At 46.4% G+C, this 20,166-nt stretch carries 14 protein-coding genes; 6 read left to right on the top strand and 8 right to left on the bottom strand.

All coding sequences use genetic code 11. From position 1 onward, the window contains the following. Positions 1-23: 23 nt before the first annotated feature. The 5 genes from AB1757_15455 to AB1757_15435 form a co-directional block, all read right to left on the bottom strand. A complete protein-coding gene (locus AB1757_15455) occupies positions 24-515 on the bottom strand; it encodes a zinc ribbon domain-containing protein (GenBank protein ID MEW6128435.1) in 492 nt (163 codons plus the stop codon). A 156-nt stretch (positions 516-671) separates the two neighbouring features. After that, complete coding sequence (locus tag AB1757_15450) at positions 672-2,261, bottom strand: OmpA family protein (protein ID MEW6128434.1); 1,590 nt, start codon at positions 2,259-2,261, stop codon at positions 672-674. 193 nt (positions 2,262-2,454) lie between these two features. Then, a complete protein-coding gene (locus tag AB1757_15445; protein MEW6128433.1) occupies positions 2,455-5,907 on the bottom strand; it encodes a GAF domain-containing protein in 3,453 nt (1,150 codons plus the stop codon). Between the two features lie 69 nt (positions 5,908-5,976). Next, positions 5,977-7,161, bottom strand: a complete 1,185-nt coding sequence (locus AB1757_15440) for an HD domain-containing phosphohydrolase (protein MEW6128432.1) — start codon at positions 7,159-7,161, stop codon at positions 5,977-5,979. Positions 7,162-7,334: 173 nt separating this feature from the next. After that, the gene (locus tag AB1757_15435) at positions 7,335-10,037 is read right to left on the bottom strand and encodes a DUF3616 domain-containing protein (protein ID MEW6128431.1); all 2,703 of its coding nucleotides are present in this window, start codon (positions 10,035-10,037) and stop codon (positions 7,335-7,337) included. A gap of 297 nt (positions 10,038-10,334) precedes the next feature. Between AB1757_15435 and selB the strand changes: the two genes are divergently transcribed. The 3 genes from selB (at position 10,335) to AB1757_15420 (ending at position 14,387) form a co-directional block, all read left to right on the top strand. Next, positions 10,335-12,308 (top strand): selenocysteine-specific translation elongation factor, encoded by a 1,974-nt coding sequence (selB, locus tag AB1757_15430; protein MEW6128430.1) that lies wholly within the window; start codon positions 10,335-10,337, stop codon positions 12,306-12,308. Between the two features lie 14 nt (positions 12,309-12,322). Next, positions 12,323-13,459, top strand: a complete 1,137-nt coding sequence (locus tag AB1757_15425) for a cyclase family protein (GenBank protein MEW6128429.1) — start codon at positions 12,323-12,325, stop codon at positions 13,457-13,459. A gap of 178 nt (positions 13,460-13,637) precedes the next feature. After that, a complete protein-coding gene (locus tag AB1757_15420) occupies positions 13,638-14,387 on the top strand; it encodes an SIS domain-containing protein (GenBank protein ID MEW6128428.1) in 750 nt (249 codons plus the stop codon). A gap of 13 nt (positions 14,388-14,400) precedes the next feature. Here AB1757_15420 and AB1757_15415 read toward each other — a convergent pair whose 3' ends face one another. The 3 genes from AB1757_15415 to AB1757_15405 all read right to left on the bottom strand — a co-directional run bounded on the left by AB1757_15415 (position 14,401) and on the right by AB1757_15405 (position 17,582). Next, positions 14,401-15,132: a YceI family protein gene (locus AB1757_15415; protein ID MEW6128427.1), complete on the bottom strand. Its 732-nt coding sequence runs from the start codon at positions 15,130-15,132 to the stop codon at positions 14,401-14,403. A gap of 326 nt (positions 15,133-15,458) precedes the next feature. Beyond that, a complete protein-coding gene (locus AB1757_15410) occupies positions 15,459-16,262 on the bottom strand; it encodes a 3'(2'),5'-bisphosphate nucleotidase CysQ (protein ID MEW6128426.1) in 804 nt (267 codons plus the stop codon). 42 nt (positions 16,263-16,304) lie between these two features. After that, positions 16,305-17,582 carry an ATP-binding protein gene (locus AB1757_15405; protein ID MEW6128425.1) on the bottom strand — a complete coding sequence of 426 codons (1,278 nt, stop codon included), beginning with the start codon at positions 17,580-17,582 and terminating at the stop codon, positions 16,305-16,307. 164 nt (positions 17,583-17,746) lie between these two features. Between AB1757_15405 and tsaD the strand changes: the two genes are divergently transcribed. Genes tsaD through rsmA form a run of 3 tightly spaced genes read left to right on the top strand, consistent with a single transcriptional unit; the run spans position 17,747 to position 20,158 of the window. Beyond that, the gene (gene tsaD, locus AB1757_15400; protein MEW6128424.1) at positions 17,747-18,820 is read left to right on the top strand and encodes a tRNA (adenosine(37)-N6)-threonylcarbamoyltransferase complex transferase subunit TsaD; all 1,074 of its coding nucleotides are present in this window, start codon (positions 17,747-17,749) and stop codon (positions 18,818-18,820) included. A 9-nt stretch (positions 18,821-18,829) separates the two neighbouring features. Continuing rightward, positions 18,830-19,297, top strand: a complete 468-nt coding sequence (ribD, locus tag AB1757_15395) for a bifunctional diaminohydroxyphosphoribosylaminopyrimidine deaminase/5-amino-6-(5-phosphoribosylamino)uracil reductase RibD (GenBank protein ID MEW6128423.1) — start codon at positions 18,830-18,832, stop codon at positions 19,295-19,297. Further along, complete coding sequence (rsmA, locus tag AB1757_15390) at positions 19,298-20,158, top strand: 16S rRNA (adenine(1518)-N(6)/adenine(1519)-N(6))-dimethyltransferase RsmA (protein MEW6128422.1); 861 nt, start codon at positions 19,298-19,300, stop codon at positions 20,156-20,158. It begins immediately after the preceding gene. Positions 20,159-20,166 lie beyond the last annotated feature (8 nt).

Genomic DNA, 20,166 nt, shown 5'->3' with positions numbered 1-20,166 from the left:
AACAATTTTTGAAAAGCATCGAATCAGTGTTCGTCGAATAATTTGGTTGTGCTTTCGGTGACGCTCGGTGGCGGTTGCGCCAGTTCACCGGTTTGGGGCGCTTGATAGCCAATTATTGGAGGAGGTGCCGGGATAGCTTGTTGCGGTGGTGTTTGAAGCGGTTGAGGTGGCATGAATGGTTGTTGCATTTGTTTTGCCGCGACAATCTCAGATATGCCTTTGCCTAACCACATGAATGCGGGTATCAATAACCAGAACCACCAGATTCTGCCCGCTGGCGCAAATAGCATTACCGCGAGTGAGACAAATAAAAAGCCCAATCCGACAAATGCTTTTTGTATACCATCGGGAAGCGAAGGCGGTTTATGACGGTCACGTTGACGGCGTTTACCGGAGGTTGGTTCAACCGGCAATTGCCCGCTTAGGGCTTGCGGAACCAGTGAAAGGTTCGAGCGACACGAGCGACAAAAATTGACATTATCGAAATTTTCGGTTCCACATTTCGGACAATACATAGTATTCACCTCGATATTGGAAGAATAAACGTAGCCACAGAGGATTTCAAACTTAGAATCCGAAAAAATCCGAATTAAAAATAGAAAATCTCGAAGCCCGAATGGCTTTCCCACGGACTTCGAGATTGATAATTTCGCTTGGAGAAAACTCAGCCGTTAGGGAGCTGTGAACACCAGTTGCACCCGTCGGTTTTGGGTTTTGGCGGCTGCGGTTTTGCCATTCGCTAGTGGCAGACTCGCGCCCCGCGATTCGATTTTGAAATTAGTTCGCGACACATTGAACGCCGCGATATAATCCGCCACCGCCTGCGCCCGTCCGAACGCGAAACTTTCGGCATTGGCGCGGGCGTCCGAATGCCCTTCTATAGTGAATAAAATTTCAGGATAGGCGGCAATCGCCTGTGAGATGGCATCAATCTTGGCTTTGGCTCTCAGCGCCAATGAGGTTTGATTGGTCACAAAAAAATTATCCGGCAAGATAGCAACAAAACCATTGCCGGTTGATTTCACCGTGACAATCGAAGCCAATGTCGATTGCAACTGTTCAAATTCCCGGCGACGTTTTTCGGCTTTCTGACGTTCGATATCCTGGCGCTGCATGGCTTCCACCTGTGATTTGGTGGTGTTCAAGGTTGATGAAATCGAGGAGTATTGCGATTGCAGATTGGCAATCTGGTTTTTTAAATCGGTAATCTCTTTTGCCTGCCGGTCATTGTCGGCGCGCAATTCATTATTGTCTTCGCGCAGATTGCGAACTTCGACCCGCGCTTCTGCAAGCTCGCGCAAATTTTTACTGAGTTGTTCTTCTGCGGAATTGCGGGCAATCTCAGCGGCTTTGTAACGCGCCGTCATATCATTCAATTGCTCTTGCAAATCCAAAGCGTTTTCGGTTACGCGGCGCACTTCGGCATCGCGTCTGGCAATCTCCGAACGACGTTCGGCAGCCAAAGCTTTTTCTTCGCTGATGTCTCTGGCGCGAACCGCAAAGGTTATCGCTTCGCGTGAAATGCGTCCGACATCGTAAGGCGATGATCCGCGTTTGAAAGACGATTCTGCCTGCGCCAGCGAATTGATTGATGAGATGTAATCGTCGGGGTCGAATCGTTCGGCATCCGCGAGTTTGGCGATTTGCACAGCACGCCGCGCCTGCAAAAGTTCCATCGGGGTTTTCGCAAAATCGCGTTCGGCAATCGGTGGAGCGGCTTCATCTGTGTAGTATTTGCCGGAATCGCCGAGAAAATAGACATCGGTTACCTGAACATTGACGTTTTTTGAATTGGGTGTGAGATTTTCGAGCACCACTTTTTTCGATGGCAACCGCACCAGATAATGCGGTTCGGCGGTGATAATCATGGCGAAGGTCTGATGCGGCGTGGCGGTCTTTAATTGCGCCGAATCACCTTTGAGGCGAAATTCGCCGAGGTTATCGACTTGTCCGGCAGGGGTGATAGCCCAGAGAACAAAGGTCGTGTAGTCGCCGCCAAAATTGTAAGCCGGAATCATATTCGATAAATTGATTTCAATATCGGTTTGATTGCGTTTGCGCCAGCGTTCGACGGTGGCTTCGCCGCGTGCCGTCGGTCGCAAAGTTGTACCGGTGAGGTAAACCTTTACGGGGTCTCTCAAATAGGTCACGGCAACTGTGCGGCGTTTGCTATCTCCGCCTTGTGCGTGGCTCAGCAAATTAAGGTTGGAAACTGAAAAGATTAAAAACAGAGAAATGAATAAAAACTTGCACTTCTTCATCTAAACCATCCTTGAATTATTATCGGGCATCATTCGCTCAGGTATTTGCCTAACCTGTTTCCTGCAAGTACACGCTGATAGAGGAGCTAGGTTTCAAGGCTTATAGTCTAACAAGCGTCTATTTTAGGCGACAAGCAAAGGATGAGTTTTAGAGGATTTTTATGTTGGTGAATATTAACCAAATCCGTCCGATTTATTGCAACATTTGACTGATGGTGATGCTGAGGTCGTTAATGCTGATGGGTTTGGCGAGGATGCCATCGACCAGATTTTGATAGGTTTCAATGTTTTCCGCCTGATTGCCATAACCGGTTAAGAGAATGATTTTCGACGATTCCTTTATACGCCGGATTTCGGTCGCCACCGCCCATCCATCCATATCCGGCATGGAGAGGTCGGTTAACACCAGGTCATATTCCGACTTTTCCAGAAATGCCAACGCCTGCCTGCCATTGATGGCTTCCTGAACGTGATGTTGCGAAAGCCTGAGCATTTCCGAGATGGCATTGCGGACACGGTCATCGTCATCAACGACCAGAATGCGGTATTGTTTGGTGCTTGAAATAGCAACAGTCTTTTTGGCGTTAAAAACCGATGGGGTGGTGGCACCGGGCAATTTAACCGTGAAGGTAGAACCGACGCCTATCTGACTTTCGACTTCAATGGTTCCGCCATGCCGTTCGATGGTTCCGTAGCTAACCGAAAGTCCTAATCCGGTTCCGCGCATTCCTTTGGTGGTGAAAAACGGGTCGAATATATGTTGCATCACATCCTGGCTGATGCCGCAGCCGCTGTCTTTAAATGAAATGATGTTGACACCGTTTTCAACTTTATTTGAAACCAGAAGCGTGCCGCCGTGTGGCATGGCATCCAGCGCATTGAGAATAATATTGATGAAAACTTCGCGGATTTCCGAAGCCGAACCGCGAATAATTGAAGAGGTTAGCGGCTCGAATTTTACCTGATACTGAATTCCTTTGGCTCTGGCTTCATCCTGCCAGATTGCCCGGGTAAGCGCGAACGAATCCTGAATGATATTTTCGATTTGAATTTTTTCGTACACCACTTCTTTTTGATGATTGGCAAACGATTGAATCCGTTTAACCATTTCCGCGCCGTCCATTGCAGCGCGTTCAATGATGCTTGCCTGTTTCTGGATTTTTTCGTTGGCTTCGTGGCGTTTGATGAGTTGCGCATTGCCGAGAATGGCAGCCAGGAGGTTATTGAAATTATGAGCGATTCCGGCGGAAAGCTGACCGAGTGAGCGTAATTTTTCATCCTGAACGATGCGTTGTTTTGCCAGTTTTTCTTCGGTAATATCGCGGGCGATTAAAAGGATGTGCGAGATATTTTCGTCGGCATAAATCGGCGTGTAAGTGCCCAGAAAGGTTCTGATTTCATTTTCGCTGGTTCGGGTACGGAGTTCGATGGTCGGGGATTTGCCAATCAAGGCTTTTTTAAAGGCTTTCGAGGTGCTGTTGATTTCATCGCTAACGATATAGTTTCGATAGCCGAATCCGAATAGCTCTTCAAAACTACAGTGCAAAGTTTTCAGGGTTTGTTCATTTACCCAGATGAGTTCCCCCGAAATCGAAAAAGCTGAAATGGATTCGTGCGCGTGTTCAATCAATTTTGCCAGGAAATTTCTTTGCTCACGGGCGGCGGCTTCAGCGGCTCTGAGATCGCTCAGGTCACGGATAATACAAACCGCGCCTGACTTTTCCAATATTTCCTGGCTGGTTGTTGAATAGTGTTGCTGTTCGGCTTCGTCATCCGGGCGATTTGAAAATGGCGAGATGGTGACCAGTACCGGGCGACTATATTTTTCAGGGGTTAATTCAAAAGTAATGGGTTCGCCGGTTTGCATGACTTGCGAAACTTTACAACCTTCTTCATTCACGCCTTTCAAAAGCGTGCAACATTTTCTGCCGAGAATTTTGGCGATGGGCAGCCCTTCAAATTTAGCGCCGACCTCGTTAATCCGGCGCAGCGTGCCTTCGTGGTCGAAAATCAGCATGCCATCGGTTAAGGAATCGAAGGTGGTTTCCCATTCAATTTTTCCCCGCCAAACCTGATCGAATAACTCGGCGCGTTCCAGCGCATGAGCCATTTGATGGGCAGCGGCTCGCATAACCGTGATTTCCTGGGTGTGCCATTCTCGCGGTCGGGTTTTTGAGGTAACGCCGATACCGATTTTACCTCCGAGTTTATGCGGTAATGAAATAGTTGCAAATGCTTGAATGTCTGTCGGCGCAAAATATTTTTCCGCATATTTGCGATAGCGGGGGTCCTGATAAACATTATTGGAAAACGCCAATCCATCCTCGGCAAATTCAGTTAAAGGGGCGAGTTCTTCATATGAAAAAACCTTGCGAGGCGGATCAAAAAGTTTGCCATGACTGTAGGTACATTCAAGGTTCCAATTATAGGTTTGGGGATTTAAGGTGAAGATGAAAAGGGAATCGACTGCCAGATGATTTCCGAGTTCCTGGGCGACGATGTGAAATATCTCGCCCATGCGGCTGGATTGGTTGATACTTTCACTGATTTGTCTCACCAGAGCTTCAACCTTAACTGCCTGACGGGCTTCCTGGTATAACTGACTGTGGCTGATCCCGAATTCGACCTGCGCGGTTACCTCTTCGACCAGGTCGATTTCACTTTTCGTCCATTTTCTCAGGCGGTCGGTTTGGGAGATTGAAAATACCCCCCAGAATTTTTTATCAATAATAATCGGACAGAGGATTTGCGAGATGCTTTGCGATAATCCATTTCTTAATTCGTTGGTTCGTTCAATCGATTGTTGCAGAAAAAAGGTTTCCACATCATCGATGATTAACGACCGCTGGGTGGAAAGTAGCCGATGAATAACCGAATTATCTTTATCAATCACGATATCGGGCGCAGCAAGTTCAGGTGAGCTACAGTATTGTGCAACGATGATGCCGTTATCACCGATAAATCGGCGAATGTAGGCGCGATTGATTCCCAGTGCCTTACCGATTTCATCTACGGCAACCTTTAAAATTTCGTCGATATTTAAAGAGCTTCTTATTGAAGTGATAATGTGATTGAGTAAATTGGCGCGGGTTGCCGCTTCGGTGGCTTCGCGGTAAAGTTCTGCCTGCCGAATGGCGATAGCTGCCTGTTCGGCAACCGTATCAACCACATCAATTTCAAATTCCGACCACTGGTGGTGTTGACATTTGTGAACCCCAAAAACGCCAATCGGTCGACCATTGAGCCGGATGGCAGTTGACAGAAAAGAGTGAACTCCCGCTTTTAAATATTTCTCCCGTTGCGTCCCCAATCGGTTATCGGTTTCGGTATTGTCTATGGCTACCGGTTTGTTGGATTTAAGAACCAAATCCAGCGCTTCATTGCCGGTAACCGAAATGAACGGATAGGGTTGGGGTTGGGACAGACAACAATCTGCATGAAATTGATAGGTTAAGGGAATTTCATCCGGTAAGGGGTCATCGAGTAATGCAAGGCGGACGCGACAGGCTGAAAGCACTATTCCTAATTCATTTACAATGGTTTGAAAAACCTCTTCAGAATTCAGGGAACTGTAGATTGCCGCACTAATCTTGCGTAAAATTTTTTGCTGCTCGGCTAAATTCTGATTTGCCTTTTCCTTTGTCAAAGATTGAATTGAAATAGACTCTTCCCCCATAGCTATTTACCCATCAAAAGCCGTCTTTAGCAAGTGCAATTATTCATTCGCTAAAGACAGCAATGAATTATTGATTTCATTAAAAGGGCTTAGTTTTTGGGCTTGTTTTTTTAATGACGGATCCATGGTCATTTGTCTGATTTCACGCCAGGTATCCATCGGAATATTGGTAAAAGCCTCAACGACCTGCGGGTCAAAATGTTTTCCCGAACATTTGATCAATTCATCTGCGGCATCTTCAAAAGGGCGACCTTTACGATAAGGTCTATCGGAAGTAATCGCATCGACCGCATCTGCAACCGCAAAAATTCGCGCCCCCTGACAGATTAAATCCCCACCAAGCCGAGATGGATAACCGCTGCCATCAAACCTTTCGTGATGTTGTTGGACGATTTTTCTAGCGCCGGATAGGAATTCAATGCCGCTTAAAATGTCTGATCCGAACTCGACATGGCGGCGCATATGTGACCACTCTTCATCGGTCAAAGAGCCTTTTTTTAATAATATTCCATCGGGAACGCCGATTTTTCCGATGTCATGTAGCAGCGCACCGTGTTCGAGGGTGATTAAATCTCTCCCGGCGATGCTCAGTTTTTTGCCAAGTCCCAGACAATAACTCACCACCCGTTCGGAATGCCCTTTGGTTTCAGCGTCGCGCGCTTCCAGGGCTTTTGCCAGCGCCTGAAGCGTCGCTTTGTAACTCATATAAAGTTTTTCAAGCGTGGCGTTGAGACTGTTGTTGGTCAAACGCAATTCATAGGTTCTGAGACTGACCAACTCTTCGAGATGGCGTTCATATTGTTGGTTGGATTTGATCAATGCCTGATGCCGCAGTCCTCTTTCAACGGCGATTTCGACATCATCAAGGTTGAACGGTTTGGTGACGTAATCATAAGCCCCACGCCGCAATGCGCCAATGGCGCTTTCAATATTTAAATTACCTGATATAAAAATAAGTACCGGACAATCTTCGGATTTTTTTAAAATTTCCAATAACTCAAAGCCGGTCATTCCGGGCATCATAATGTCGGAAAGAATCAAATCAAATTGGTCGGTTTTAAAATACTCCAACGCTTCGGGCGCTGATGATGCGATTTTACATTCGTGTTTGTCGGAAAGCAGAGAGTAGAGAACCGAAAGGATATTGGGTTCATCATCAATGATTAATATTTTTGCATGCTCGATGGTAAGCTGGGATGAAAAAGGTTTAAGAATTTCGGACATGATATTTCCTTAAACAGCTTTACGTTTTTGAATCTCCTGGGGACAGCGTATGATTGCTGGAGATTACTCCAAAAGATAGGGGGAGTTAAGATTAAAAAGGAGAAGCTTATTTAAAGACGAGTCGATGATAGTACAGCATCAGCGATTTTGCAAAGGTATTCGCTGATTTCAGGTTAAGGGCCTTCGGTATAATCGAGTTTCAAATAGCTTGAACCATCCCCCACAATAAAGATTAAATCCTTACCACCGATTCGTGCGCGTACCACCCCTTCCGGTTTCATTACGGTGTCCAATTTGGTTATCTCTCGCGGAGCCGATTCCGGTTTGGTTAAATCCAAATCACCATTCCATTCATAAAGTACAACTTCGCGACCGCCGCCAGACCCGGTGGGACCGGCGATGATTAAAAAGACCCCCAGTCGGTTATCATATTGAATATCGCGGATACCCAGCCCATTTAAGGTTAAATGTATCGGGGATGCCGGCACCGTTAAATTTTGTGTAGTAAAAGCGCCGCGCGGGTCTTTCAGTTTAATGGGTACAATTAATGCCTGCCCATTAACCAGTGGCGAGCGCATTCCCAGATAAATGCGGTCGTGAATCGGGTCCCAGGCTATGCCTTCGATATTTACCCCACCGGCATTTCCTTCAATGCCAGCAACCGCCTTTAATTCAGGAACGTTCTCAATCAGGAAATCCCTTAGATTAGTCATGACTTCGGTTTGTCCCTGAATGGTTTGGGTCGTGGAATCAAAAGCAAAACGCGCCAGCGCGTTGGCTTCTCCCTTTTCGGCGTGAGAATTCGACCCGACGATATAAAAGAATGAGCCGCTATAAGTAATGCCTTCGGGGTCGGCAACGTTGGCATTGAAATTGATGGTCTTAATTTCTCCCGATTGCCTGCCATTGCCATCCAGATTCATAAAGAACATTTCGCTGGGTTTATTATCGGCAACGAAAAATATGCCTTCCAGATTGGGCACCTGGGTTACCCCGGATGATTCAAAGATTCCACCTTCATAAGAGATTCCAGCACCGGGCGTTGCCACTTTCACCTTAGCCTTGCCTTTCGATGTCGGTTCGATTACCGGCTTATCCGTGGGCGCGGGTTGCGTCCCTTTCATGGAGTTGTTGATATAAATCGCCAGCACGACAGTTAAGATGACGCTGAGAATTGCCGCGAGAATTCGCCCGACGGCTCCAATGTAAGCCGCCTTGATACGTTCTTTTTCTTTATCTTTATCCTTATCCTTCTCTTTATCCTTTTTCTTCTTCTTTTTTCCCGCATCATTGGCATCAGCAACCAAAGGAATATTCGGCGAATTGGTGACCACAAAATTTTGAGGCTCAGGCGTATTGGTTGCCGGTGGAACGGCGGCAACCCCATTGGCAACCGGCACAACCGCCGCGGGAACCATTCCGCCATCGATAACCGCTCGTTCGGTGATGTTGGTTTCTGCGCGACGGCGGATTTCGTTCAGCACATCAAGCGACAAAACCGCCGTAACATTTTCCGGCGTTTCACTGGGATTTCTGAAAGTTAAAACGGTCTGCCCCATTTGAATGGCGTCGCCGTGTTTTAAGGTGTGGGGTTGAGTGGTCAATCGCTCGCTATTGACGAAGGTGCCGTTTCGACTGCCTAAATCAACAATCATATAACCGCCATCGCGCGCTAAAATGACGGCGTGTGTGTTGCTGACCGTCGGGTCAGTCAAGATGATGTGATTATGAGCCGCTTTGCCGATTTCAATCTCTTTTTTCATGAAGGGATATTCGAGTTTTTCGCCCGAAGGTAAAACGCCAACTAACCTGGCACCGTAATGAAAATCGATTTTTTCAATTATTTCGTTGGCGGCGGCGATACGCACGAGAACTTGTAGGAAATTCTGTTTTTTTACTTCTTCAATTGCTGCGACATCGGTCGGGTCGGCAACCGCTATGGTCAATTGCCAAGGAGTATCGGATACAGGAAAAATCCACGAATTTTTTGCCAGTTTATTGGAGAATTTAGCGACTAATGATTCATCAACCTGAGTATCCCGAAGGTTGATCGGTTGAATCTGAAAAATTCTCGCCATTAAATCGCGCAAGTGCTCATCGTTTACTTGCTTTTCTTCAATCAAGGCGCGCACCAGCCGTCTGCCTTTCGTCTCAGCGCCGCGCCATCTCTCGATGACGGATTGGGGGACGACATTTTCGGCTATCAAGGTGTGGGCTAAAGCTTCTTCGTTTAAGGGCAACGGCATATTGGGAATTGCCGCGGTGGTTTCCGGCATTTGAATAACCCCGGTTTCACTATAACCACTGAGGCGAAAGGTCAATTTTGTGACTCCCATGCCGATGACATCGCCATGATTTAATTTCTGTGGAGCGGCAATTCGATGTCCATTGATGGTGGTGCCATTGCGACTGCCGAGGTCGGTGATGGTGTAATTCCCATTATCTAATTTAATAACCGCATGCGATGTGGAAACTGCCGAATCGGCGATGACGATGTCATTTCGCGGACCTTTACCGATTTGGGTTTCTGCCTTTTTAACCTCCCGATCAAATACATCACTTGATGGCAACACGATACGCAAAATTGCCGATTGTTGATTTTGATGGTTGTTTAACGGGGTTTCCAGAGTAATGTCAGGATTTACAATGGCGACGGTTTCTTGTTGAATCGCCGGCGGAGAAACGGTATCCGGTGAAGGTGGAATTTCCAAAGTCTCAATCTCAGGATTGGCATTTGGCGCAATCTCGCCTGCCTGCCCCGGCGTTATTGTCTCAACACTTGAAACGGGAAATTTCAGTTCGTATCCACAACGGTTACAAAACCGTTGCCCTTCGGAGGCGATGGGAGATTGACACTGCGGACATTGAAAATTCATAAGCTATCGGGTTCCACAATTAATATTTGAAATCCTCTTCTGTTGCGCCTTATTAAAGGCTATCCGATTTTGATGGAAAAATTCAAATGCTGATAAAATCGATTCATTCACAACCTAACATCAGGGGCGAGTATAGCTAGAAAACCCAATAAATTGCAAGAAAACCGGCTTAAAATTAGGGCAAGTCAATTAATCGCAATGACCGATGGCGACAAAAATTTTCTCCTCTACTACAACAAACAAATGGTTCTGGGATATGATGAGAAACAGGTTCAGCGCGTGACCTGATTAATCATTATGAAACACATTATCATCGGAACAGCCGGACATATTGACCACGGAAAAACCGCTCTCGTAAAAGCTTTAACCGGGATTGATGCAGACCGTTTGAAAGAAGAAAAGCAGCGCGGCATCACCATTGATATAGGATTTGCCGACCTGCATTTGGATGATTATCAATTCGGGTTTGTCGATGTGCCGGGTCATGAACGGTTCGTTAAAAATATGCTTGCCGGGGCACACGGATTGGATATGGTGATGCTGGTGATTGCCGCAGACGAATCGGTGATGCCACAGACCCGCGAGCATTTTGATATTTGCAAATTATTAAAAATCAAAACCGGACTGGTCGTTTTAACCAAAGCCGATATGGTTGATGAAGAGTTGCTGGAACTCGCCCGCGCCGAGGTGGAAGATTATGTCAAAGGGTCTTTTCTTGAAAGTTCGCCCATCATTTCCGTCAGTTCACGAACTGGCGCAGGAATCGATAAATTGAAAACTGCGTTGCTTGATTTGGCAAAAACTAGTCAACCGAAAAATACCTCGGCGACTCCGAGATTGCCGATAGATCGCGCGTTTACGGTTAAAGGTTATGGAACCGTGGTCACCGGTACACTGGTTGCCGGTGAATTCAAAGTTGGAGATGAGATTGAGATTTTACCGATTGGCGAAAAAACCCGAATCCGCAATTTACAGGTACATGGAGCAGACACCGATATTGCCTCAGCGGGTCAACGAACGGCGGTCAATTTGCAAGGCGTCAACCTCGAACATGCCGAACGTGGAAATGTCTTGACCCTGGCGAATCGTTTGCAATCGTCTTCGATGTTGGATGTCAAATTGAATTTGCTCGCCAGCGCCCCAAGACCGCTCTCACACCGCGCGCGGGTGCGCTTGCATCATGGAACCGCAGAGGTGATGGCGCGGGTGTATTTCATAAAAAATCCTTCATCGGTTGCGCCGATTTCTGAAACTCGTGATGAAGAATCGAATTGGCAAAACTATAAGCCACAATTTGCCCTTGAACCCAATAAAAGTGATTTCGCTCAATTGCGGCTTGAAGAACCGATTGCCGCACTGCCCGGAGACCGCTTCATCATTCGCAGTTATTCGCCCCAGATTACCATTGGTGGAGGGGTGATTTTAGACGCTTTACCACAAAAGCACCGATTACATGATGCACAGGCGCGAAACCATTTAATTAAGTTGGAAAATGCCACGAGTGTTGCCGAACAAATCGCCACCTTTATTGAAATGGCAGGCGAACAGGCAATGACCTTTGGTGAAATTGCAGCAAAAACCGGCGCGACCAATAAACAAATCCTTGAATCGATAAGCGAGTTGAAAAACAAGCAGCAAATCATCGAGGTCTCTGCCTTACCTTTAATTTTTATTTCCAAAACCAACTATGAACAATTGGCTGCTCAGGTCATCGCTTTACTTGAAACCCATCATAAACGCGAACCCTTATCGCTTGGTATGGGACGTGAAGAGGTTCGCGAAAAATTATTCGGAAAATTGCAACCGGAAATTTTTCGCGCAGTAATTGGCTTTTTATCCGAACAAGGGAAAGTCACTGCTGAACGCGAGGTTTTACGCTTATCATCGCATAAACTAACGCTTTCAAACGCCGACAGCGAGATTAAAAATAAACTTGAAATGGCAATCAAAGCGGCAGGATTTCAAGCCTCATCGTTTGATGAAATTGCCGGTCAATTGAAAATTCAAACCAACCTGGCGCGCAAATTATATAACTTGCTGCTTGCTGAAAAACGCTTGATTCGGATAGATGATTTTGTCTTTCATTCGGAAATCATCGAAGACTTGAAAAATCGGATTCGGGAATATAAAACCAAAAGCACAAAAATTGATGTCGCCGCATTTAAAGAGATAACCGGAGGAATATCACGAAAACATGCTATACCCCTGCTTGAATTTCTGGATCGAGAGCGCGTCACCCGTCGACTCGGAAATGAGAGAGAAATTTTATAAATCAAAGAGGTGTTATGCAGTTTAGAAAATTGAAAGTTACAACCTTGTTGCTGCTGTTTTTTATGGGTGTCGTTACCGTGGTGTTTGCCACGCAAAGTAAATCGAAAAAGACTTCGCCAACCGCTTCACCGTATGATGAAGTGGCGGCAAGCGCAGATTTTTTAAAGAAATGTTCAATCTGTCATAAACCGGACGGGAAGGGGGGAAATGGGGTTCCTGATTTTACCAACCCGGCATTTCATAAAGGGAAAACCGATGCGCGATTCATTGCTTCGATAACCAAAGGTCGAGGGGGAATGCCATCGTTTAAATTAACGCTCAATCCCGGACAGGTTAAAAATCTGGTTCGCTATATTCGCAGTTTTCCAATCCGCAATGAAAACGGCGAGAAACCGATTGTCGAAGAAACGAAACCTGCGCCAACCGCAGGGGAAGGGCTATTGGAAAGAGCTTTAAAAGGTCAGGCGCAAATCCTCGATTTGACCCAATTGCTCGGCGATAAAACCCCTGCTTTTAGCGGCGAAAAAGATTTATATCGTTACGAAAAACTTTCGGACATTAAAAAAGACGGGTATGCCAGTGGAGCAATTCGCCTGCCCGAACATTTCGGAACCCATCTGGATGCGCCCGGTCATTTCATTGTTTGGAAAGAAACGGTTGAGCGAATAAAGGTTAAAAAATTTATTGCCCCGGCAGTGGTGATAGACGCGCGTTCAAAGGTCGAAACCAATCCCGATTATCAACTCTCGGCAACCGATATTCAGGAGTTTGAAAAAGGCGGGGCGATTCCCGAAGGCGCGATTATTTTACTGCTGACCGGTTGGGACAAACGATTCAATGATATTGAAAAATACCGCAACGTCGATGCCAACGGAGTTATGCATTTTCCAGGTTTTTCCGAAGAAGCCATTCAATACCTTTTGCGCAACCCTAAAATTGTCGGACTCGGAATCGACACGCTATCGATTGATTACGGTCCTTCAAAAAATTTTCAAGGGCATAAAATTTCTCACGGAAGCGGACTCTATCACCTCGAAAACCTGACCAATCTCGATAAATTACCGGCGCGTGGAGCGGTGATTTTTGTCGGCGCTTTACCAATTGAAGGCGGGTCGGGAAGCCCTGTCAGGGTGCTGGCGATTGCTCCATAGGTTTTCAGTTGGAGCCAGGTTTGAATTTGGCTGATAGTTATTTGACCGCATTATGAAAATGGGTGCCCGCAAGGACAATAAGTTATGAACTTGACTCTTTGATAGTGCGAGCAATATAACTATCAATCAAATTCGTTTTGGGAACCATTAAATGACAATTAGGCGCGAGGGAAAAGGGTTGGCAGCAGTAATTGTTTCCAACGATACCGAAAGAGCTACCAGTTTGACAAACAGCCAGGATATAGCCAAACAACCGGAAGACAATCATCCGCAAACTGCCAATGGGGTGTCGGAATTGTCTGAGACTACCGCGGTAAATCACCAATCCAGGGCGGCATTGGAAGTTGAAAATTTTTTTACCCTTGCGGTTGATGAACTGACCGCATTGCGAACCCGCGCAGAGTTCGTTTCCATTGAAACAGCTGCGGAGTTAATTCTCCATCAGGAAACCTTTGGGGGGCGCGTACACGTTACGGGAATCGGGAAATCCGAACATGTCGCGCGGTATGCCGCCTCATTACTTTCAAGCACCGGAACCCCCGCCTATTTTTTACACGCCACCGAATGTGTGCATGGTTCAGCCGGGCAGGTACGTAAAGAGGACGTGTTAATTGCGATTTCAAATAGCGGTGAAACCCCTGAACTAATACATGCCGTTGAAGTCCTGAAAGAGTTTGGCGTGAAAATTATCTGTGTATCGGGGCAACCCGAATCGCATCTCGCTAAACTGTCAACCGTCGTTTTAAACGCCGGGGTTGAAAATGAAGGTGGCACGTTGAATTTAGTTCCGCGCGCCAGCATCCTCGCCAAAATTTTTGTCCTGTGCGGATTATCGGTTTCTCTCGAAACGCATAAAGGGTTGACTCGCGAACAATATGCTCAGTGGCATCCAAGCGGCGCACTCGGTCGAATTGCCCGTGGCGAATAAACCAGTAGAATTTTTATTTAACTCCAACCATATCGAAGGAAAATTTCAACTCATCCTTGACCTTGATGGTTCCCCCGGCAACCGATACCGGTTTGATTTTGAATTCGCTTTGTCTCAAAGCAAACTCGCCGCGTGCCCGCAATGAATTGCCGGTCAAACTCATTTGCCCTTTGAACCAGATGCTTTTGGTTACGCCGTGAAGCGAGACATCGCCCCAGATTTGCAGGTCATAATGCCCCTCGGCGGTTTTGGTGGCGCTGACGTTGGTGCTCTTGAAGGTGATTGTCGGATAGGTGCCGGTTTCTAAAACCTCATTGCGCATTTTAGTTTCAATCTCCTGTTTGTCACTGGCGGAGACTTTATCGAGAACAGTGATAGAATCGGACTTGATGGTCATTTGCAGTGAGGCGGGCGTAATCGAATCCGGTGTTAAGGTCGCATCGCCTGAAAAATCACGGATACCAATGGTGTGATTATGCCCAAAGGTTGAAAGCAACCCGCCGACTAATGCGCGAACAATAAATCGACTTTGACCGGCATCGAGTTTATAGCGAACCACGGCTGAAAGGGTTGGGTCAGATGGTTGACTTGCAGGACTTTCATTTCCATTCAATGAATAGCTGTCAGATGTAACCGGATTCCGGTTTGAATTGACATCAGATGCTACCTGCGTTTCCGGGAGAGTGAACGCAATGAAAAACGCGCAAGCCAGAAAGAAAAAATAAAATCGTCGTCTATTAATCATCGGACACCTCGTGTCGAGGCAAAATGGATTGCCTGAAAATTAATGTGAGGGAAATAAATTTTAAACCAATTGCGCATGAAAAAATAATGCTGAGGTTGCTTAGTTGATGGGCGAGTGCGGATGGTGACCCAGGTATTTCGCAACCCCAGCTAAGGTGAACGATTCGCAATTCGTTCACTGGAGGACAAACGTACTGCTTTACAAGCAAACAACTTTTACATCAATTGGTGTTGGATGTTGTATTCGTTTGTAAGATAGCTGAGTGTCTGAAAAAGTCGGAAAAATTTTAATTCCGGCTCATCCGCTTTCATTCTCGAATAATCGCTTTATTCCAACCCCAGGGTTTCTTCAATCGCTTTTTTCAGAGTCACCGGGCCGGCAATCAAGCCCGTGAGTTTTGGACTCACTGAATTAAAAACAATATTTTCGCTTTGTAGCCCGCGAACAAATCCGCCTGCCGCGCGAATCAGCGCAACGCCGGCTGCGACATCCCATTCGTGTTTGGGAACCAGAGTCCAGGTTGCATCACCGATACCGGCGGCAACCAGTCCGAGTTTATACGCCACTGAACCGACATGACGGACTTGGAAAATAGCATTTTCAAAGCGATCCCATTCGCCGCGTTTGGCTTCGCTGCGACTGCCGAGAATAATTGCTCCATCCAGTGACTGCCTGTTGCTGATGGATGCCGGGTTTCCGTTATAAAAAACTCCTGTAGCTTTTGACCCAATAATCATTTCTGCACTGGCAGGATTACTGATGCCTCCGGCAACCGGTACGCCATTGACGACGTAGGCGACAGAGATTGCCCATTCGGGAATGCCTTCGACAAATTCCCGCGTCCCATCAATCGGGTCGACAATCCAAACCTGTTCTTTTTCTAAGCGGGATAAATCGTCTGTGGTCTCTTCCGATAACCAGCCTTCATTATCCTTTAAAAGTATTTCCTTCAGGATGGCATTGACTTCGTGGTCAGCCTCGGTCACCGGGTCCCAATCGCTTTTATATTGGACATTCAATTTTTGATTAATGAATTGGCGGGCAACATCGGTTGAATGGTTTAACGCCGTTTCGATGCGGGATAAGATTTCTTGATTATCAATAGTTTTAATCATTGCTTCTGGATTCACGATTTCCTCCTCTGGAAGTCTAACCATGAAGGAAATCGAAGTCTAACTCAAGGGCAGAAGCACGCGAATGGTTGCACCCTTTCCGACATCACTTGAAATTTTAATGGCACCGTTATGTTTGCGAATAATGCCGAGCGTAACTGCCATCCCCAGACCGCGTCCCGTTGGTTTTGTCGTAAAGAAGGGTTCCAACATCAGCTTTTGGGTTTCGCTGTTCATTCCACAACCGGAATCAGCTACCTCCAAAAAAACATATTTCCCGCTGTCAATTTTTCCATTGTGATAGGCGTCATCCAAAATCTCTTTATCAAAGTATGCAGTTCCGGTTTGAATACGGATGGTTCCAGGGTTTTCTCCTATCGCTTCCGAAGCATTGGTTAAAAGATTTAAGACTATCTGGCGAATTTGAATGGCATCGGCGTTCACGACCGGAATCTGTCTGTCCAATCTCGTTTCTATTTTGATGTTTTTCGGAATCGAAACTTTTAACAAACGAATGGTTTCAAAAACCACCTCGGTTAAATTAACTGACCCCAAATGGATTTCGGCTTTTCCTGAAAAGGTCAATAACTGATTACATAATTCCGAAGCGCGTTCGGATGCCAGCGCAATATCGGCAATATAGGATTGAATTTTAACCGCATCGAAGAGATTTCGTTTGATCAATTCTGCATTGGTCGAGATGGTGAGTAAGAGGTTATTGAAATCGTGGGCGACGCCGCTGGCTAATAACCCCAGGCTTTCGAGGCGATGGGATTCCAGCATTTTGGCTTGTAATACCAGCGCCTGTTGTTCAGCCTGGATGCGCCTGTCGGTTTCGAGAGTTAAGGAGACCAAATCGGCAATCGAACCGGCAAAACTCATCTCTTCTCTGGTCCAATCTCTGGTTCTTCCAATGTGTTCATGGCAAACCACGCCGGTCATTTCCCCCGCAATATAAATCGGCGCATCCAGCATCGTAGTAACCTGATGTTGTTTCAGGTAGGTCTCTTTCAATTCCCTGGTACGGTCATCTTTAAATGCATCAATCACATTAATCACACGGAGATTCCTGAGCGCCTCAAAATAGATAGGGTAATCTTTTGCCAGCAATTTCTCTCCGAGGGTATGTTGATGATTGCTTGCCTGATAGGCTTCGATACAGGAAATTTTGGTGCGGGACGAATCAAAAAGCCAGACATTGACCCGATCAACTTCCAGAGCTTTGGCAGCGGTTTCGGTGATTACTTTTAAAGCTTCCCGTTGTTTACCTTCCGACATAGCGGTTGAACGGGCAAGCCTTGCGAGAATGTCATTCAGGTCTGCTTCTTTGGTATTCATTGTCGTTCACCCCTTAAATAAAACAAGTAGAAGTGCAAAGCCAAATTTATCCTGACAATGACACCAACAGCTAAATTGAATATGAGGAACTCAACCATAACACGTTGATGGAAGTTGTCAACATTCTTTGCTGATAGTGCCCCAGTGTGTACAATGACAGGGTAATGTTAGTTCTTGGTATAGAGAGTTCTTGTGATGAAACTGCCGCGGCAATCGTCGAGAACCGGACAACGATTAAATCGAATATCATCGCATCCCAGATTAAAACTCATGCGCCATTTGGAGGGGTGGTTCCCGAATTGGCATCCCGCGAACATCTGAAAAATATCTCGCATGTGGTTTCCGAAGCGCTTCGGGAATCGCAGGTCTCGTTAAGCGAAATTGATGGTATCGCGGTTACCCGCGGGCCCGGTTTAATCGGTTCCTTACTGGTTGGCGTCAGTTATGCAAAATCGCTGGCGTATGTCGCGAAAAAGCCGATTGTCGGGGTCAACCACATCGAAGGCCATATCTATTCGGTTATTTTTGAAAACCCGAAAATCGCATATCCGGCAATTGCCCTGATTGTCTCAGGCGGGCACACCACGCTTTTCTACATTCCAGGTGAAGGTCAATACGCGGTTCTCGGTCGAACCCGAGATGATGCAGCAGGCGAAGCTTATGATAAGGTGGCGAAGTTGTTGGGACTCGGTTATCCGGGAGGTCCGGTGATTGACCGTCTGGCAAAATCCGGCAATCCTGAAGCCGCAGAACTGGTTTTCTCATTGCCGCGATTTCATACTGCGCATCTTGATTTCAGTTTCAGCGGATTAAAAACCGCCGTGCTTCGTTATGTAAAAGAAAATGCCATCAAGCCGGTTCAATCAATTGATGAAGTAACCCCGCAAATGCTCGATTTAATCGCGAGTTTTCAGGACAAAGTGGTTCGCTCCTTGATTTCAAGAGTTGTGGAAGCCGTTCGTCGCCACCAACCGAAATCCGTCATTATGGCTGGGGGAGTGGCTTGTAATAGCGCGTTAAGAGCGGCAATCAAAAAAGCCGTCCGGGAAATTCCGGTCTATTATCCCAGCCCGATTTTAACCACTGATAATGCCGCAATGATTGCCGCTGCCGGATATGCAAAACTTGAACGAGGCGAAAATGACGGGTTGGAATTTCATGCGGCGGCGACATTGAAAATCGAAAATCTGATTTTGCAAGGCTATGAAATACCTTTAAAAGTCCGATACAAAACTTAAATTTCTCAAATGACAGATATAAATATTATTTCAGATAAAGATATATTTTTTATGAATCGAGCGCTTGAACTGGCGCGACAAGGTGAAGGTTTGGCGTTTCCCAACCCGATGGTTGGTGCAGTGCTGGTGAACGGCGATGAAATTGTTGGCGAAGGTTTTCATTTATTCTCCAATTTAAAACATGCCGAAATCGTAGCCATCGATAACGCCGGAAGTCTTGCCAAAGGCGCGACGCTCTATTGCAGCCTTGAACCTTGTTGCCACTGGGGACGAACGCCGCCCTGCACCGATGCTTTGATTAACGCCGGTATCGCTCGCGCCTTCATTGCCATCATTGACAATGATGCACGGGTTTCAGGAAAGGGAATTCAGCAGTTGCGGGATGCGGGAATTGCAGTTCACATCGGCATATGCGAGCACGAAGCCTACGAATTAAATAAAACGTATTTCATCTCAAGAAGTGAGTCGAAAAAATAGTTGATTAAAGCGAAGAAAAGTTTAGGGCAAAATTTTCTCGTTGATGCCGGTATCTCTCAACGAATCGTTGAACAGGTTGGTGCGACCCGTCGCGATATTATTATCGAAATCGGCCCCGGAGAAGGCGCGATTACCGGGTTGCTTTTAAAAACCTGTGGCTACCTCGTAGCTGTAGAAATCGACCAACGCTTCATTCAAATCCTGCAATCCCAATTCCGGGGTGAACGATTCAAATTGGTGGCAGCCGATGCTTTGAAAATCGCCTGGCAGCAGTTAATTTCAGAGGCGATTGACGAATGGAAAAAACTGAATGCGGATGAGAAAGATTTTCCTGGAGTTCGGGTGGTTGCGAATTTGCCCTATTACATCTCGACACCGATTCTCGAACGATTGCTGAATCTCGGCAATGAAATTTCGGATTTGACTTTGATGTTACAGGAAGAGGTGGTTGACCGTATCACCGCGACTCCGGGGAATAAGGAATACGGTTATCTTACGGTTTTTGTCGAATATCATGCAGAGGCGACAAAATTATTTCGGGTATCTCCGCAATCCTTTCGTCCGGTTCCCGGTGTCTGGTCGGCGCTCTTACACTTAAAGATTCGCAAACAACCTCCGGTTGAGGTTCAGGATAATGCCAGGTTTTTTGCTCTGATTCGCGCGGCATTCGCTCACCGGCGAAAAACCATTTTGAATAATTTAAAGTCGGCGGCTTCCACTTTACATTTTCATTCGGAAATTCTCAGCGCCTTAAAGGAAGCCGACATTGAACCGCAACGTCGAGCCGAAACTTTATCGCTGAAAGATTTTGAGAGACTGTACCAGGCATTATTCACCACAATGATTAGGAACCCTTCATAAGGATTGCT

This window comes from Acidobacteriota bacterium (assembly GCA_040754075.1).
Classification (GTDB): domain Bacteria; phylum Acidobacteriota; class Blastocatellia; order UBA7656; family UBA7656; genus JBFMDH01.
This window is presented reverse-complemented; position numbering and strand designations above follow the sequence as displayed.